Genomic DNA, 17,285 nt, shown 5'->3' with positions numbered 1-17,285 from the left:
GGCTGGCGGGATACTCTGTCATAAATGAATTTTTTTAATTAATCGGTGTGATAAGCAAAATGATCATTCCAATGAAAAGACAAGAAATATTGGGAATTTACTTTTCCATAACGGCTTCATCGAAGATTTTTCTGTAATGGTGCAAATCAAATTGAGAGGCTAATGCGTCGACTCTAGCCCAAAATTCATCTTCATTGAAGCCAACAAAATCTATAACGATAAACTCTGAGAGATTATGGAAAGCATGGGCTATACGGAAATTTCTATAAAAGGTAGCCTCGTCAAAAGTACCACTGTTTTTTAGGTCTAGGAAAGCTTGATGAATTAATTTCTTATAAGCGATCTTCTTTACCTCAGTCATTAGATCAACTCCTTTAAACAAGCGAATACTACAGTTTGTTGGGGAATCCTGCATACTGACGGAGAAGACAATTTTGATTTTGGAATCATAACGCCAAAAGCATTGGCAAAGGAACTAAAGAAAAATCCTAAGGTTATCTTAAGTTTGATATTGAAGCTATTACCCAAATCATCAACGAAATTCTATCGGAATACCAAGCTGAAACATGGGAAGAATTAGCGGTACTGCTTAGACCATATTTTAGATGGGAGTATGAAAATGCTACTTATTTAACTGAGCAAGAATTATTCGAAATGATAAGGAAAGAAAAGAAAAGAATCGTGAATAGTGCCCCAATTGATTATAAAATGGCGATTGAACTATCCCAGTTAAACAAAAGAGAAAAAATGAAAAGCAGCACCCCAAAAAGGGAGTGCTGCTAATAATTAGGGGACGTACTGTTCTGTAACTTTTGTGATGACTCCATTCTTTACTTCAACGTGGAACGGTATCTGATAAGGAATCCCCTTGGAAAGCACAAACTTTTTAAAAGTATCGGCGTTTACAGCTTCATTCCAATGGAAATTTCCATCTTTTTGTGTAGAGTTGGTTTGAAGAGTAAACGAAGCCTTCGGAGAAACTTCAAACGTTCTAATTTTAAGATTGCTATTACGAATGTAATATGGCATTGGATAGTCCTCTTTTTCCAATGGATGATCCTGGCGATAAGCTTTTACTGCTGCCTCACCGAAAAACCATTGAACATAGTCAAGCGAGACGATTAACTTTCCGTTTTTCACTTGTAACGTTTTCACATAGCCCATTGATTTTTCAAGGGTATTTCCTTGTTTATCCTTGATGCTTGTTGGAACAATTACTTGGGGAGGAACAGGCGCAACTGTTCCTTGCTGTGAAGCTGCATGAGCGTCAGGAACAAGCAAAGCACAGAATAACAAAGAAGAAAGCAGCAAATATGTTTTTCTCATAGGGTGTCATTTCCTTTCTGTTTACATGTAATACGATTCACAATTAGTAGGACGAAAAACAAACGAGACCGTTACTCCTCAAGATGAAAAATTTAACATAACTATATTGAGTGTAAAATAGGTGAACGGATTGAGCCATTACAATTGGCAAAACAAGAGAGTCAGCAAAAAGAGCAACCTCCTGTCATCAGAGCAGACTGATAAACAGGAGGTTTTTTCATGGCAACTCAAGCTGATTTCAAGACATTCGATACCCTAACTGAGCCGACATCGCACGTACCGTCGCTAGCGTTTCTTGTAAAATCTCTTCTTGTTTTGGCATCACGCGATCAGAGGGACCGATGACACTGACGGATGCAGTGACGTGTCCAGTTGAATCAAAAATCGGGGCAGCGATTCCGGTCACACCTGTATTGCGTCGATTCGAGCTGATTTCATAGCCTCGCTTGCGGATTGTCACCAAGTCCTCTTTGATTTCCTCAACCGACGTGTACGAATGAGGTGTGTAACTTTTCAGTGGATGTTCCTGCAAAATCTCATCCTGAAACTCCTCTGGCTGATAGGCAAGCAAAACCCTAGCAGCGGAAGTAGAGTAAAGAGGAAAACGCCGGAAGGATTCTACGGTAAAGCGAATGGGATGAAGCGAATCCTCTTTGGCTACATAAATCGCGTCCTTGGAATCTTGTACACATAAGACCGCCAATTCGTTTGTCCGTGAGACAAGCTGTTCTAAGAACGGCTTGGAAAAATCAACGATATCGTGATTCGTGAGCACCTTAGTGCCCAGCTCCAAAAGCGTGTAGCCAAGCGTATACTGCTTGGTTTTTTCGTTTTGGCGGATAAAGCCTTCAGACTCCAGCGTGGACAGGAGCTTGTGAACGGCTCCCTTGGACAGCTGGAGTTTTTTGCTGAGCTCCGTTACCCCGAGTTCCTTTGGCGAATCGAGAAATATTTTTAACAGCCGACAGCCATTTCGAACAGAAGACAATACTTGGTCCATACAAACGTCTCCTTTAACGTACAGTAGCCCCTCTAAAAGAAGAGTCTCGATTGAAGTAATTTTACCATTAGAAAGAATGCTGGCAAGCCTGTAATTGGGGCAATGATGCTTCTAGTACGACTACCTTGAATAGTCAGTATCTTTGTGCTAGTATAACATTATCGTTCCCAAATAGGAAACGTTGTTCTCTATTTGTGAACAATATAGACAATCGGGGGTCGAACTTACATGAAGAAAAAGGCATTATCCGTCTTGTCCATTTTCGCTTTGACTGGTTCCTTGCTGGCTGGATGTGGCTCCTCCACGCCGCAAACATCTGCTCCTTCACCGGCTGCTGGCAACAATAGCGGCACCGAGGCACAAGCTCAGCTGGAAGACACACTGGTAGTAGCAGGGAACGGCGCGACCGTTGAAAAGATGATGAAGGATGAAGTGTTCAAGAAGTTTAACGAGAAGTATCCGAATGTAAAGCTGACCTATGTTTCTGGTGTTTCTACGGAGATCGTAGCGAAGGTTAAGGCACAGAAAAATGCTCCGCAAATCGACCTGACAATCGTTGAAGGCGGCGAACAAGAGAAGGGACGTCAAGAAGGCTTGTGGGAAACGGTATCCGCAACAGATATCCCGAACATGAAAAACGTACCGGAAGATTTGCGAGTGACGGAGGATAGCGGTGTAGTTGTAAACTTCACGCCGATGGGGATTTCCTACAATGCGGACCTGGTAAAAGAAAAAGGCTTGCCTGTACCGAAGTCCTGGAATGACCTGGCCAAGCCTGAAGTGAAAGGCTACATCACGATGACAGACGTAGCGAGCAACTTCGGACGCTCTGCAATGATCATGTTGGCGTACGCAAATGGCGGGTCTGAGAAAGACATCGAACAAGGTTTTAAAAAAATGGAAACGATTGCAGGATACATGCCGACCTTTGCGAAGAGTGCAGCACAGCTTCAGCAAAATCTGCAAAACAAGAGCGCAGCCTACACTACTTGGACAATGGCGCGTAGCTTGACACAAAAAGAGGCAGGCGTACCATTGGAGTTCGTTTTCCCTGAAGAAGGCGGAAACATCGTACCGAACGTAGCTACGCTGGTAAAAGGTTCGAAGAGTCCAAAAGCGGCAAAAGCATTCGTTGATTTCCTTTTGACGGATGAAATTCAAACGATGTACGCAACGAAGCTGTACTACAATCCGGCAACATCTGTGAAGCTGCCAGACGATGTAGCGAAAACATTGGAATTCGATCGTACAAAGGTTGTCAACTTCGACTATAGCGTAGTGAGCAAGGAAACATCTGCTTGGCTTGATCGCTTTAACAAAGAAATCGCACCTAAAACAGGAAAGTAGGTATTTACGTGACCAAGGTGATTGATGTTGAACTGCGCGGCATCATGAAAAAATTTCAAAGCAATGTCGTGGTTCAAAACTTCAACCTGCAGGTGGAGCAAGGCGAATTCATTTCATTCCTCGGCCCATCTGGTTGCGGTAAGACCACGACCTTGAATATGATTGCCGGTTTTTTGGACCCGGATGGCGGGGACCTGTTGATCAAAGGGCAGCGAATGAATGGCGTGCCTCCGTACAAACGGGAGCTGGGCATGGTATTTCAGACGTACTCGCTGTTCCCGCATATGACCGTAGCGGAAAACATCGCCTACGGCTTGAAATTGCGCAAAGTGAACAAGCAAGAAATGCAAGAGCGTGTGAATCGTGTACTTGGGCTGGTCAAGCTGCCAAACGTAGCAGACCGCTATCCGAAACAACTCTCCGGCGGACAACGCCAGCGGATTGCGATTGCACGGGCGCTTGTTATTGAACCGTCTCTCCTGCTTTTGGATGAGCCGCTCAGTAACCTGGATGCCAAACTTCGTGAAGAGCTGCGCGATGAGTTAAAGCGCTTACATCACGAAATTGGCGTTACAACCATTTTCGTTACCCATGACCAAGAAGAGGCGCTAGCGCTTTCTGATCGCATCGTGGTCATGAATCACGGATTTGTGGAGCAAATCGGTACACCGCTGGAGATTTACAATCAGCCCGCATCTGAATTCGTGCATACTTTCATCGGTAAGACGAACCGTTTGGAAGGGGAAGTCATCGGAATGGACGGGGATGTACTCACGCTGAGGACGACTGGTGGAATGCTCGTAAAGGCGGCAAAGCAACAGCGAACTGTGGCACTCCATGAAAAAGTGATCATTTTTATCCGACCAGAGAAAATCAAGCTGACCGATACAACAGTCAGTGAGGAAGCGAATCGGGTAAAAGGACATTTGCAGCTTGCCTCCTTCCTGGGCTCGTACACAGAATGTGAGGTCAAGGTCGGGGAGCATACGCTTTCGGCAAAAGTCCAAATGACCGATAGTTCGGTGGACCGCCAAGAAGGTCAAACGGTTTACTGTCAATGGAACGCGGACGACGTACTGGTCATGCCCGCGGGAAGGGGATGACGGATGAGCAAGCGTCTCTCGGTTACATTGTTGACAGCACCTGCGATGATTTTGCTGCTTGGCGTATTCATCCTCCCCATGCTGATGATGCTTTTGCTCAGCTTTCAGGATGAGAATCAGGCGTTCTCTTTGCACAATTATTCATTATTTATACAAGATCCGTACTACTTGGAGATTCTTTGGCGGACGATTCGCGTGAGTCTCTGGACGGTTCTGGTAAGCCTCTTGCTCGGATTTCCTGTAGCGATGTACATGGCGCAGGCTACAGGGAAAATGCGTGGAATCGTCACGATGCTGATCCTGGCCCCTCACCTTATCAGTGTGGTTATTCGCAACTTCGGTTGGGTAGTGGTTTTGGGGGAGAAAGGGTGGATCAATGAGACGTTGATCAGTCTGGGTCTGATCGATCAACCGTTGCGGCTTTTGTATAACGAGCTGGGTATTGTGATCGGTCTGACGGATTCCTTCATTGCCTACATGGTTCTGGCGATTGCAACCAGCTTGTATGCCATTGATCCGTCCTTGAATAAGGCGGCATCGATTTTGGGGGCTTCCCGCGTACGTACGTTTTTCAGTGTGACATTGCCCTTGTGCTTGCCGGGGATTATTGCCGGGACGACACTGGTGTTCAGCTTGTCGATGAGCGCCTTTGTGACACCTGCCCTGATGGGGGGAACGTCCGTGAAAGTCTTGCCTGTCATTGCCTATGAGCAAATCATGGCGACACTGAACTGGCCTTTGGGTGCGGCACTTGCCTTCCTGCTCTTGGGCAGCACGATCCTATTGGTGACTTTGTATACAAAGCTGATTGAAACCAAGCGGTATAAAGAGGTGTTTGCGTCATGAAAAAAATAAACGTACTTGGACTCATCACGTTCTTTGTGCTTGTTTTGGTCAATCTGCCATTTCTGGTCATCATCCCGAGCTCCTTTACGGCAGCCGGATACCTCGCTTTTCCGCCCGAAGGATTTTCGTGGCAGTGGTATGAAATGATTTTGGATCGGCCGGAGTTCATCGATTCGTTGTGGATCAGTCTGAAGCTAGCTACGATAACGGCGATTTTGGCGACTTTTTTAGGGACATTGGCTGCATTCGCGCTGTCCAAATACAAGTTTCGTGGGAGCGGCATCATCAACGCACTGATGCTTTCACCGCTTACCGTTCCTTCGTTGATTATCGGGATTTCCGCGCTGCTGTTTTTCACGCGAATTGGTATCGCGGGGACGTTTACAGGACTTTTGCTGGCGCACATGCTGATCTCGATTCCGTATGTCGTCAGGCTGGTGCTCACAGGGCTTAGCTCGTTCGATTATACGTTGGAAAAAGCGGGATACATGCTGGGTGCCCATCCGTTTCGGGTGTTCTGGGATATTACGTTGCCACTGTTGCGTCCGGCTATCGTGTCGGGGATGATCTTTTCGTTCTTGACGTCGTTTGACAATGTGACGGTTTCTTTGTTCTTGGTGGCACCGGATACGACGACGCTGCCACTCGCGATTTTCACCTATATGCAGGAAACACTTGACCCGTTGGTGGCTTCGATTTCTTCGGTGGTCATCCTGCTGAGTCTGGTGTTCATCGTCTTGTTGGAAAAAGTGTACGGACTAGAGCGCCTGTTCGGACTCAATTCACAATCTCACTAAGGAAGAGGCACTATGTCAATCCACACTTATGTACAAGAGAATATGCCCCACTATCTCCAGCTACTCGAAGAGGCAGTCAACATGGACTCGCCTTCTCGTGACAAACAGCTGGGCGACCGCATGGCGGGCTGGTTCGCTCTGCAGTTTCAACGGCTGACAGGGGGAGTAGCAGAGCTAATCCCGAATAAGACGTATGGCGATCAGGTGCGTTGTACGCTGGGCAACGGGGAAAAACAAATCCTCATCATCGGCCATTACGATACCGTATGGCTAGAAGGAGAGGCGGCTCGCCGACCGTTTGCGATCCGGGATGAGAAAGCGTACGGGCCGGGCGTATACGATATGAAAGCGGGCGTTTTGCAAGCAATGTTTGCCATGCGGGCATTGGTAAAGCTGGATCGCCTGCCAGCAGATAAAAAAATCGTGCTCCTGCTAAACAGTGACGAGGAGATCGGCAGCCCGACTTCTCGCCGACTGGTAGAAGAAGAAGCCGCGCGTTCGGTGGCGAGCTTTGTGTTGGAGCCGCCGACCGAACCGAGCGGCGCACTCAAAACATGGCGGAAGGGAAGCGCCCATTTTACCTTGGCAGTCAGCGGAATTTCCTCACACGCGGGCGTCGATCATCAAAAAGGTGTCTCTGCTATTGAAGAGCTGGCGAGACAGGTGCAATTTCTGCATGCCTTGACCGATTATGAAAAAGGAACGACCGTCAATGTGGGCGTCATCAAGGGCGGTATTGGCTCCAATGTCGTAGCCGACTCAGCAGAAGCAGAAGTAGACGTGAGATTTATCTCGATGGAAGAGGCATTACGCATTGAGAAGGTAATGAGCGAGCTCACGCCAGTGCTCGCCGGTACAAACATCAGTGTAAAGGGAGGCATTCGCCGACCGCCGATGGAACGAACCGAAGAGACAGGCAAATTATTTTCCCTTGCACAATCGATTAGCATCAATGAACTAGGGATGGCTTTGGAAGAGTCGGGGACAGGTGGAGTCAGCGATGGCAATTTCGCTGCTGCTTGCGGAGTCCCGACGCTGGATGGACTTGGTGTAAAGGGTGGCTACGCCCACTCGCCGGATGAATGGATCGAACTGGGAGAAATATCGACGCGCGCTACCTTGTTGGCGCGGTTGATAGAGGAAGTATAGAGAGAAGCAAGAGAAAAAGAGAAGAGGCACCTGCCTGATGCGTAAGATGGTTGCATCAGGCCAGGTGCCTTTTTGTGCGGACAAGGAGAAGTTATTGTTTCGAGGATGTATTCAGCTTTTTCACAAAGCTATTGAGGTAGTTCGCTCCGCGGCTGGTGAGGATACCAGCCAGCACGGCAGAAACGTAGTAGCCACTGCCCTCAAGACCAAAGGGGTTGACTTGAAAAGCGAGGGAGAGCGAAATGCCGATGAGGATGGAGAGGATGTAAGTGGAGCGGTCTTTTAGTACGGGGAAGGCATTCTTTAAAATTTCGGTTACGGCTTCAATCAAGATCGCCATAAAAGTAAGCAGACTCAGGCTGTGAATGAATTGGTCAATGTGAATCAAAGGTTGTTCCTCCTTTTGCAAGTAGAGCGGGGCGTACTTCGGGGAAAACATCCAGCCGTCATTCATTTGGGAGGGAGTTAGTTCATGAGGCGAGATTTCGCCCAAAGGTAGGTAGGTGTCACTTTCGTTGATGATGACTTGTGGAGGAGGTACGGCTGGATCGGCAACATCTAGGAAATCCTCGCTTGCATGTAGGTTTTGAGTTCGGTTTCCAGTTCTTTTACACGAAACTCCAGCTGTTGCCTCTCTACTACCAGCGTCGTGTATTTATCTCGCCACTCCTGTACGATGGTTTCAAGCTCCATGCAACGGTTGCGCCAAACATGGAGTTCTTCCCGAAGCTTGTCCATTTCCTGACGAAGCTCCTGGCGAATTTGCTGGTTCTCCTGCGAGATTTGTTGCCTGTCTGTTATCATCAACTCTTTCTTGTTGTTGTGGCGAGCAACCAGATACGTAACGATTGCGGTCAGTACACTGGATACTACCAAGGGGAGAGTGGAAGAGTTGAGTAGTGTTTGGATCATCCGTTTATTCACCTGCTTTCTCTTGTGAGGTCTTATATATAGAGTAGACAGTTTGGAGAAATTCTCACGGTGGTTTGAGAGCTTGTCTTTTACCATAACTGCTTGATTTGGAAGTAAGTATAAGCGGGGAGGGCTTCTATGACGCTGTTGGCAAAAAAAGAGTAGCCGAAAAGCTCTACGTAGTCGCCGGGCTTTAGCTGAACGATGCTTGAACCGTTTAAACACCAGGAATGGTTGGAATAGGAGACGATGCTGCTGAGTACTTTATGGAGTTCACCATTGATTCGTACTTCTAGTTGTAGACCATTTGGTGAGGTGGTTGGGCTTTTGATTCGTGCTGAGCCAACGATTAAGTAGTCGCCAAGTGCTTTTGCAACAAAGCGGCTTTGGTTTTTATCGAACTCTTGGAGGGCGTCGTGGGTGGTTGTATTGAAATTGATTTTAGTGAAGGTGTCAGCTGCGTTTAAGATCTGGTCGGCGGACATGGTGGCGGTCAGGTTGGTTCCTGTTTTACCTATAAAATCGGATACAAGATTGGAGGAAAGGACGGTGAAGCTATGGATGGCTGGACTATCAAGAACTCCACTCGGAGAATGAAGAATTGCTTTTACTCTCAGGTCTGAGTTGATCGGATTTTGGAAGGTAATCTGTTCCCCTAATGTTGTAGGAAGCCAATTAGAACCCCCGTCATTGGATAGAAACCAACTGATTGTACCATGCTTCTGATCCTCTTCTGCTGTTAACACTGCATTAAGAATGGGAAATACAGACGGCAGGCGATTACTGACGAATTCTTGTGTGAGATCGCCTGATTCTCCCCCGATTGTCAGGCTGAATTTTGTTATCTCTGGGGTCATGGTTACTGTTGGCGTTATTAGCTTTATCCTAAGGTTGACCGTATCGGTTGGAGATGAAAACTTTATCTCTTGTCCATTTTGAGCTGGTAACCACTGTGCCCCATAGTCTGGGGAAATTTCCACTTTTATTGAAGAGGGGGTAGATACAAAATTACTACGCATCATCGTGAGATTTTTACTATAGGCGGTGGATGCGTAAACACAGCGAATATTTTGATTGGAGTCCTTATAGACATAGGAGAGGCTGCCATTAAAATTCGTCACGAGTGTCTCATCATCGGCGATGTCCAGTGTATCTGCATTCACAGATAAGGAGCAGATTTTTCCAGTCAATTGGGTGTCATAGGTGAAGCGGTAGGTATTCCCGTCCTTCACTAAGCTGTGGATACGATCGGCAGTTCGGGTAAGTGCTTTTGCTTGAAGTAAGGTACCTGAAACAGGGTCTATTGTACAAACATAAATGAAGCGAGGACTGGCATTTTGTACGGCTGCAACAATAATTTTACGTGTATCTGGGTCAAAATAAGTGGCTAAGGAGTCAGTGAAGTGCTGGATAGTAAGTTGCTTGATAGTTTGTATGGGAGCGCCCATTAGGCTTATTTTTGTGAGGTAGACCCCACTCTTGCTATTTGTATGATGGATGGATACAATTGCCTCTTGCGCATTGTCATAAAAAAGGTTAAGGCTGATCAAGTGTCCATAAGCGAAAGAATTCGTTCCCGGTAGTGGAAACGCCGGTATTAAGATATTCATTTCACTATCGAATTTTATGACATATGTGCTCATGGATCCATATGTCCAACCAAACCAAATATGATTATTTTTATCTACACATAGAGACGAAGACTTGTAATAAAGATCTGCATTACTTGCGGTACTGATGATTCGCCAATCCTTAATGAAACTGCCATCACTATTAATGCACCCAAGATACAGGTGTCTATTGTAGTTATTTTTGCTAGTCGGCACACCCAGCCATACACGATTGTTATAGTCGACCACGAAACTTACATTAGGAACAAAGCTTCCATAAGAGGAAGCAGGATCAAAATCAGAACTGAAGGGAGTTGAAGATATTTTCTCAAAAGCAAGCGATCCATCTGGGTTTTCAACCCGATAATAAACTCCCTCGGTTTTCAGGAAAGCGACATGCCATGTCCGATTCGTTCGATCTGTAAATGCAATTGGCTGGAAATAGGAGCGAGTATCATCGTTGGTAAGACGTTCCGAATGAGAAAACGCCATCGTAGAAGGAAGGATAGTATTGGTATTTATCGTGACGGAATCGGAGTTTTTAACAGGGATCGGTTTGGTATAGAGAATTCCTTCCAGATTTCCGAGGGCAAGTGATGCTTTTTGGGCCGAAGTATCGAATAGGATGTTACTGGAGTTGATATTGTCGTAGTAATTGGTGTTTTCAAAGCTCTCTTGAAAGGAAGCTGTTTTGGCAACTCTGACTGCGTTTGTCTGAACTGCTGCCGTAGTTTTATCAAAATCAATACGGGAGCGGTTGCTAAAATCTTCGTGGTGCGTATAAGTAATGGTGCTTCGCTGCTTTTCTATGGAATCAATCCGGTCTTTTAATGCTGGATCAGCCCCGACACTAATAATCCCCGTACCAGTCCCAATAAATAGTTTATGCGTGTCTGTAGTAAAAAGCGGTTCCCCTGCAGGAGCTGAAGAAGGTAAATTAGTTTCTTTTCCTCGTTTGAATTTGATTGGTAGAGCCATTAGAATGTACCTCCATCTACTTCTGTGATCGTGGAGCCACTGCTACCGCCAGAGCTTATGTTTATTTTGTAATCTCCATCTGAGAGTAAAAGGATACGCAAATTGGTATTTCGGTTATACCCGTATTTGTAATCAACTCCGGGCATCGCCATATCCCAAGAATCTAGTAAGTCCACATTCATGGTAAGGGAGTCTAAACTTGTTTCATCAGCGGATAAAGACTGTTCGAAGTAGAAGGCGAATCGCAAGTTTTTAGCTTTACCAAGCTTCTCGTCCCAGTTTTGGATGCTATTGAAATCGTCTATTGTCATTGCATTTGCTTTGAAATCAATGGGGTTAGTAATATCAACTGTTGTCCACGAGCCATCCATTTGTTTTGTTTCCCATATTGTTCCACTGTCTGTACTTATTGCTATCCTTAGGACGCCTGTCTCTGTACCTGATAAGGTTAAAGAGTTGACTTTTGATGTGTTGAGAAAGCTAACATCATTATTCATCTTTACGATTCTTGGTACTGGGATGCCAGTAAGATAAGCAACGGAGGGCTCTCTTTTAGGTTTCGAAACAAGGATTTTGATGTGGGATTTGTCGATTAAATCTTTCAAGTACGGGGCGCATGTAGAGAGGTCGAGCATGCCTTTATTTAAAAACATATCGTCTGTAGGGGGAGCAGCGCCGACGGTTTCCCAGCCGGAAGAAGTGTACGTTTTCACATCTGTACCGTCTTGTATAAGAAATCTATTGTTTATTGACTCAATCAGAAGAGCCGGACGGAAGCCTCGGCCTGGAGTTGTAAGATCTGTTGAACCAGATGTCCAGTTTTTGAGACCGTTATAACCTCGAATCACGCGGGCCTTTGAATTGGATTGATCGGTCGTACTGGTCCATGAACCGTGATTTACATTATTCCAGATCTGGTCATCGGTAATGTACTCATCCCATTCGTTGTCTTTATCCGATGAGTTTACTCCGCCTGTCGGTAGTCGCAATGTTATTTCTCTATCAGAGGATGTGAACAATTGGACAGTATAAAAGCCCACATAATAAAGTCCGTTCCATACGTAACGTTCTGATACTCTGATGCGATATTGTGTATAAGCTTTATCATTTTTGAATGAGAAGGTCTTTTTGAGACCGTGCCAGCTTGATACTTCATTTCCAGTATGCAAGGTATCCCAAGAAGTTCCGTCGTTAGAAGCTTCGAAGTACCATTTTTTCGGACTGTATATGGCATATAGATAATACGAAGTAATTCTTGATGGTGTTGAATACTCGATCTTTACAATCTCTTCTGTTGTTTCAGTAGCAGCAGTACTTGTCCAGTACGTAGTCTCTATTCCGTCAAAAGCCTTCCATGACTGATAATTTGCTGTGTCATACTCTGTTGAAGCAGAAACTTTACACACGGCAGAAGAATACCCAGACAATCCTGGAATGGTGTGCAAGCTTTTTATTGGCGATCCGCTTCCGCTTGCAATCCCTGCAGTATTTAAGGCATCCCATGAAATGGTTTGGATATTGCGGTCAGCCATCAGCAACTTATCACCTTTGTGATTTGTACCGTACATGATGAAATACCCATCACCATTTGCACTTATTGCAGGAGCATTGGGAAGAAGTCCTGACATTTCTTTTCCGATAGATATGGTTCCAAACGTACCAGCAGGTGCCAAGTAGTTAAAACGAATACGTTTTCCTACAGTTAAATCTTTTACATCTACGACTTCATCAGGGTGGAGAATTCTACCATCAGCATCAATATCAATGGCATCAATTCCAAGATAATCTGTCCCAGAATTCAATTTCAGCTCAACACGGTGCTTGCCTTCAGACAATCCTATTTTTTCAAATACGATGACTTGTGGGGTATTTGAAGCACTTCTTTCACTAAATGCATGTGCGACCCCATCAATCGTGATTTTCGCATCTGCCGTGAAGTTGTTCCAGAAAAAAGATATGATACGGATTTTTGTTCCTACAAAGTCAAATGTTGCCGTGTCCCCTGCTGTTGAAGTGTAAGTATCTGTGAATTCATAGCTACCTGCGTATCCTGTTCTTTTCGCCCATGTTCCATTATATGCAATAGACGGATATGTGTTATCATATCTCTTCCATCCTGCCTCTGGTGTAGTTAATTGATCTCCAACTGTAGCCATCCGCTACACCTCCCTATATTCAAATACTGGACGGAATCCTTGATTTATACCCATTGATAGACCGATCCAAGTTGATGTAGCCCAAGCAAACTCAGTAGTTAATCCATCGGTTGATTCCGCTAGCCCTCTATGGACTCTTCCTATATTGCTAGATGGATTTGGTTGGCCACCTGCAGGATGTGACATCCCATTAGTAGGCGTATCCTGACACCATGTAACAACATTTAAGTCAGTATTAAAAATATCTCTGTATGTCTTCCCGCTCTGAATCAAATCTTGCGGAAAGCTTACAATATACTTATCCCATTCATTATTTACAGGCCAACAACCTAATCCCTTATCAGTGGTAGACATTGCGCCATTTGCATCTACATAAGCAACTCCACCTGTTAAGCTCCGTATAATACCTGCCACTTCATACATTCTGATGTCTCCTATGCGGACATAAGTGTTAGTTCCCACTCTTTCTGTGATGTGTATTCTATATTTTTTATAGGCAGTCTTATTGTCTATGACAACCTCCATCTTGTCTGTCCATGTGCGATTTGATTTTCTATCAAGTACGTCCCAGGTTGTTCCATCATTCGATCCTTCAAAAGTCCATACTTTTGGTCTTGCAGGGTCTGCTGATGAGTATGCAAGAATATCGTACCGCTTTACTATTTTTGGCTTGGTAAATTCATACACAATCCATTCAGGAGATGTAGGTAATGGAGCGCTTGCAGAGTGCCAAGCGGTTGCTATACTTTCATCAAAAGAATGCCAAGGAGGAGTATTAGATAAGCTACTACTTGCACTTGCAATACCACTGGGAGCTGTGTTTCCTGTCATGACAGGGATGATATTTCCATTATTCCAAGGTAGTCCTTGAATAAGCCTTCCTGTATTTAATGCGTCCCATGAAATGGAGTGTTGTACAACTCTGTCTCCAATTAACAATCCTTTATCAACCTTGACAAAATAAAACGTTCCACCATTTTCGCTGGTTGTTGCTGTTGTCATCCCTGTGATTGGAATTTCACCACGAGTTGCTGTGCCAAGTAAGCTAAGACTTCCAGTTGAGCCTGCTTTGTTTTGCCAATATTCACAAATGATATAATCACCAATCTGCATGTCTGAAACGTTTGTTCTTTTTTGTCCGGCTGTTGCTGGAATAGGCATTTTTTTCACCTCAACAATTCATTGAACTTTTCGTAATACTAAATCGTCTCTAATCGTAGTTATATTCAATTCAACTTGATTTTCTCTATATGCGAGAATTGATTCACATCAAGGGGGAAAGAGTACACACTATTACCAGATGGAAGCACTACGTCTTCTGTTAATTCAATTGAGTAGTTGGTTTTAAGCCGTAACGTACCATCCAGCTCCAAATAATTGTCATGGTCAAAGTTATAGGCCTCGTTTCCAGAAAAGGCTGCAATTTCGAGAGTATAATTTTGTTTACCGGGGGCAAATTTCAAAACCTCAATAGGGGGTAATTTATAATCAGCAGTGTAGGGGATGGTAATATTTACTTCTGTGGGAGAAATAGGTGATGCGGTAACTCCATACTTTTCTACTTGAATCATTGAATTACCGTTGCCAGGTACGTTACCCCCTGAACTACCTCCTACCGTATCTGTATAGGTGGGGAGAGTGTCTTTGTCATACCAAATGCAACCAATATTGTTGAGGACTGCTTTATCACTAAGGTTGGCCCGAATGACAAGAGAATTACTTGGTAAAAAAGTGCTTAAGTCAATCAACTGATTCAAAGGAAAACCAGTTGTAAACGTGGTACCTCCATCGAATGACAAATCAATGCTGGCGTTACCCTCATACTCTGCATCCAATAAAAGGTGGGTTGGGACTTTTGCCAATGGAATTGGCTTGGAAACCATAACAGGATTTTTATCAGATGCTTGCAGTATTTGTACCTCAGTGACGGTCATATATGAACTTTTATTCCAGACAGTTATTTTGATTTCATTAACGAAATAGTCTAGGTTGATGGGGTAGTGCCATGAACCGTCTCCATGTACTCCTTTATCGGTCTTAGAATCGAGATTAATCCTTGGAGTAACTGCTTCCCATTTACCTGTTGATGGATTTTTGACAAAAATTTGATGATCGCAGTAATCGTGTCCGTTTTGTCTTAAACTACCATTCATCCAAAGAATGATTTTATATACTTCTACAGGTGTTACCCATTTCATGAATAAGTCAGCACTTGTACCACTATGAAGCCAGTAATCAGTATATCCACCTGGGGTTGCGATAGCATTATCGTCTGCGATTTTTTCAACAGCATAGGTAAGGGAAGTACTATTCGATTTGTAAGGTCTAAAGTTAGTGCTACTATTATTCCAATCTCCAGTAGATGAAGCGGTTTGAACACCTAGATCCTTCCAGTTGAAAGGTGCTCCAGCAGTTTTGGTAAACTTTCCATTTTGTATTTGAAATGCTTCTGATTTAGATACATCGACCCCAGATGAATCTACAAAAGCGTCTGCATACAAATTGTGCCAAACTGATGCTCCCTGATTCATACCTTCTAAAGTGCGATAAGCATTACGCAAAATATTAGTAGCAGCAACAACGTCTACTAACGGTTTGGTACTGCTACGATCCCCGCCTCCCCCTTCTTTGCCTGGCATCTCAACAAGCATACTATCGTCATACCAAGTAAATCCTAACGATTTTAAACTGCCTGTAGACGGAATGTTAGCTCGTAATTGGAGGTTTGTACCTTTTAGTGAAGAGGTATCGATTAGCTTGTTTAAATCGATGTTGTTTACCCAAGTTGTTCCATCAAGGGTCAGGTCGAAGGTGACCGCGTCAGTATACTCCGCAGTTGTAATAATCTTCTTTGGAGAGCGGCCAACATTAACTGCCTTAGTCACGAGCGTAACAGCGTCAATAGCTTCATAGAATTTAATCTCGTGCCAACCGGTATAAATCACTGGGTATGCCCTGAGATAACTGCGAAGCTTGGCCAGGCGGTAATAGCGGTATGCAGAAGTATTGGTGAAGTTGTGTTCTGTTTCTGAATCAGTGTTTACAGGAGATCCTGCGTATATATCTGTCCAATTCGTATCATCGTTTGAACCTTGAAGCGTAAACGAGGCAATACTGTACTGTCCACTGGAAATTCGAAGAGGTTTAATTGCGAGCTTAGTAATAATTTTGGGGACGAAAAAGTCAATTTGCCACCAATGACCTTCTGCCGGAGGAGTCGCTCCATTTGAATAATAGTAATCAGTTACATTTCCGTTGATTCCCATCCATCCAGGGTAAATAGATGTTTCACTAGACGAGGTTACGTGATAAGGGGCGGGTTCAGTTGGACTGGACATGATGATGTTTGTATCGTAAAGCCCGGGTGAGACAGTACCATTTATAATGGCAAAAGAAGATGACTTTTCGGTATCAATTCCTGAGGAATCGCTAAATACATCTACATACATGTTGTTTTGACGATAGGCGGGCCTGTTATGTGTTTCCGCATCACGGAAGGTATTCAGTAAAATATTGATTGGGGTCTGTAAATCAAAGGAACTGCTTGAGGCCCCCCCATTATTTCCCCCACCACCCCCAGAACCAATCCTCCCCTGCATATCATCCAACCGAGCTTTCAAACTGGGAAAGGTCTTCCCATCCCGATCCCGACGTGCAGCGATCACCTCGGCATTCGGGTTAGAGGAGACATCGCTTTGCAGCTTCAAAATGGTTTGGTCTTGCTGTGCGTTTTTTTGTTCGACTTGCGAAAGACGGAGATCTTGCGTCTGATTTTTCGCTTCTGCTGCACTGACGGTTGACGATAACGTATTCAGCCCGGTTTGAAAGGTAGAAACAGCACCTTTCACGGCATCAAGCTGACGATCCTGTTCATCGTCTTTGTCTTTTAGCTCACGGAATTTATCCTGTAAGCTCGGTTTATTCTCTCTTGCATCATCCAGCTCCTGGAGGTAGGAGTCGATTTCAGCGTGGGTACGTTTTCCCTTGTTGGCCAACTCATTATGATCCAGGACGACTTCGGTGCCTGTTCGGGTGATTCTGACCGACATACGTTCAGCTCC

General features: G+C 44.7%; 15 protein-coding genes. 6 read left to right on the top strand and 9 right to left on the bottom strand.

Going from position 1 to position 17,285, the window contains the following annotated elements:
* Positions 1–97 precede the first annotated feature (97 nt).
* Positions 98–361: a hypothetical protein gene (locus tag M3630_RS20075; RefSeq protein WP_251253267.1), complete on the bottom strand. Its 264-nt coding sequence runs from the start codon at positions 359–361 to the stop codon at positions 98–100.
* 149 nt (positions 362–510) lie between these two features.
* Between M3630_RS20075 and M3630_RS31220 the strand changes: the two genes are divergently transcribed.
* Positions 511–783, top strand: a complete 273-nt coding sequence (locus M3630_RS31220; protein ID WP_353057252.1) for a hypothetical protein — start codon at positions 511–513, stop codon at positions 781–783.
* Positions 784–786: 3 nt separating this feature from the next.
* Here M3630_RS31220 and M3630_RS20070 read toward each other — a convergent pair whose 3' ends face one another.
* Together M3630_RS20070 and M3630_RS20065 are read right to left on the bottom strand one after the other, a co-directional pair.
* Positions 787–1,326 (bottom strand): hypothetical protein, encoded by a 540-nt coding sequence (locus M3630_RS20070; protein ID WP_251253266.1) that lies wholly within the window; start codon positions 1,324–1,326, stop codon positions 787–789.
* 238 nt (positions 1,327–1,564) lie between these two features.
* Complete coding sequence (locus M3630_RS20065) at positions 1,565–2,326, bottom strand: IclR family transcriptional regulator (RefSeq protein WP_106785379.1); 762 nt, start codon at positions 2,324–2,326, stop codon at positions 1,565–1,567.
* A 228-nt stretch (positions 2,327–2,554) separates the two neighbouring features.
* Between M3630_RS20065 and M3630_RS20060 the strand changes: the two genes are divergently transcribed.
* The 5 genes from M3630_RS20060 to M3630_RS20040 are packed head-to-tail and all read left to right on the top strand — an operon-like array spanning position 2,555 to position 7,568.
* Complete coding sequence (locus M3630_RS20060; RefSeq protein ID WP_251253265.1) at positions 2,555–3,673, top strand: ABC transporter substrate-binding protein; 1,119 nt, start codon at positions 2,555–2,557, stop codon at positions 3,671–3,673.
* An 8-nt stretch (positions 3,674–3,681) separates the two neighbouring features.
* Positions 3,682–4,776: an ABC transporter ATP-binding protein gene (locus tag M3630_RS20055; RefSeq protein ID WP_251253264.1), complete on the top strand. Its 1,095-nt coding sequence runs from the start codon at positions 3,682–3,684 to the stop codon at positions 4,774–4,776.
* 3 nt (positions 4,777–4,779) lie between these two features.
* Positions 4,780–5,622, top strand: coding sequence for an ABC transporter permease (locus tag M3630_RS20050; RefSeq protein WP_173610662.1), 843 nt, complete (start codon positions 4,780–4,782; stop codon positions 5,620–5,622).
* Positions 5,619–6,419, top strand: a complete 801-nt coding sequence (locus M3630_RS20045; protein ID WP_173610661.1) for an ABC transporter permease — start codon at positions 5,619–5,621, stop codon at positions 6,417–6,419. The genes M3630_RS20050 and M3630_RS20045 overlap by 4 nt, the downstream gene beginning before the upstream one ends.
* A 12-nt stretch (positions 6,420–6,431) precedes the next feature.
* Positions 6,432–7,568 (top strand): M20 family metallopeptidase, encoded by a 1,137-nt coding sequence (locus M3630_RS20040; protein WP_106785383.1) that lies wholly within the window; start codon positions 6,432–6,434, stop codon positions 7,566–7,568.
* 91 nt (positions 7,569–7,659) lie between these two features.
* Here M3630_RS20040 and M3630_RS20035 read toward each other — a convergent pair whose 3' ends face one another.
* The 6 genes from M3630_RS20035 to M3630_RS20010 all read right to left on the bottom strand — a co-directional run bounded on the left by M3630_RS20035 (position 7,660) and on the right by M3630_RS20010 (position 17,273).
* The gene (locus M3630_RS20035) at positions 7,660–7,956 is read right to left on the bottom strand and encodes a hypothetical protein (protein WP_251253263.1); all 297 of its coding nucleotides are present in this window, start codon (positions 7,954–7,956) and stop codon (positions 7,660–7,662) included.
* A 170-nt stretch (positions 7,957–8,126) separates the two neighbouring features.
* Positions 8,127–8,480: a hypothetical protein gene (locus tag M3630_RS20030; RefSeq protein WP_047072301.1), complete on the bottom strand. Its 354-nt coding sequence runs from the start codon at positions 8,478–8,480 to the stop codon at positions 8,127–8,129.
* Positions 8,481–8,569: 89 nt separating this feature from the next.
* On the bottom strand, positions 8,570–11,068 hold the full coding sequence (locus M3630_RS20025) for a hyaluronate lyase N-terminal domain-containing protein (protein ID WP_251253262.1): 2,499 nt from the start codon (positions 11,066–11,068) through the stop codon (positions 8,570–8,572).
* The gene (locus tag M3630_RS20020; RefSeq protein WP_251253261.1) at positions 11,068–13,224 is read right to left on the bottom strand and encodes a hypothetical protein; all 2,157 of its coding nucleotides are present in this window, start codon (positions 13,222–13,224) and stop codon (positions 11,068–11,070) included. Before M3630_RS20020 ends, M3630_RS20025 begins: the two co-directional genes overlap by 1 nt.
* A gap of 3 nt (positions 13,225–13,227) precedes the next feature.
* The gene (locus M3630_RS20015) at positions 13,228–14,385 is read right to left on the bottom strand and encodes a discoidin domain-containing protein (protein ID WP_251253260.1); all 1,158 of its coding nucleotides are present in this window, start codon (positions 14,383–14,385) and stop codon (positions 13,228–13,230) included.
* A 65-nt stretch (positions 14,386–14,450) separates the two neighbouring features.
* A complete protein-coding gene (locus M3630_RS20010; protein WP_251253259.1) occupies positions 14,451–17,273 on the bottom strand; it encodes a discoidin domain-containing protein in 2,823 nt (940 codons plus the stop codon).
* Between the last annotated feature and the right edge of the window lie 12 nt (positions 17,274–17,285).

Origin of the sequence: Brevibacillus sp. MER 51, from assembly GCF_023714195.1 — a bacterium.
Classification (GTDB): domain Bacteria; phylum Bacillota; class Bacilli; order Brevibacillales; family Brevibacillaceae; genus Brevibacillus.
Note: the sequence above shows the minus strand (reverse complement) of the source record. Positions and strands in the feature narration are given on the sequence as shown.

Coding starts and splice junctions, on each gene's coding strand:
- M3630_RS20065 (WP_106785379.1), bottom strand. CDS start 2,326: ATGGACCAAGTATTGTCTTCTGTTCGAAATGGCTGTCGGCTGTTAAAA.
- M3630_RS20045 (WP_173610661.1), top strand. CDS start 5,619: ATGAAAAAAATAAACGTACTTGGACTCATCACGTTCTTTGTGCTTGTT.
- M3630_RS20060 (WP_251253265.1), top strand. CDS start 2,555: ATGAAGAAAAAGGCATTATCCGTCTTGTCCATTTTCGCTTTGACTGGT.
- M3630_RS20015 (WP_251253260.1), bottom strand. CDS start 14,385: ATGCCTATTCCAGCAACAGCCGGACAAAAAAGAACAAACGTTTCAGAC.
- M3630_RS20075 (WP_251253267.1), bottom strand. CDS start 361: ATGACTGAGGTAAAGAAGATCGCTTATAAGAAATTAATTCATCAAGCT.
- M3630_RS20025 (WP_251253262.1), bottom strand. CDS start 11,068: ATGGCTCTACCAATCAAATTCAAACGAGGAAAAGAAACTAATTTACCT.
- M3630_RS20070 (WP_251253266.1), bottom strand. CDS start 1,326: ATGAGAAAAACATATTTGCTGCTTTCTTCTTTGTTATTCTGTGCTTTG.
- M3630_RS20030 (WP_047072301.1), bottom strand. CDS start 8,480: ATGATCCAAACACTACTCAACTCTTCCACTCTCCCCTTGGTAGTATCC.
- M3630_RS20020 (WP_251253261.1), bottom strand. CDS start 13,224: ATGGCTACAGTTGGAGATCAATTAACTACACCAGAGGCAGGATGGAAG.
- M3630_RS20010 (WP_251253259.1), bottom strand. CDS start 17,273: ATGTCGGTCAGAATCACCCGAACAGGCACCGAAGTCGTCCTGGATCAT.
- M3630_RS20050 (WP_173610662.1), top strand. CDS start 4,780: ATGAGCAAGCGTCTCTCGGTTACATTGTTGACAGCACCTGCGATGATT.
- M3630_RS20040 (WP_106785383.1), top strand. CDS start 6,432: ATGTCAATCCACACTTATGTACAAGAGAATATGCCCCACTATCTCCAG.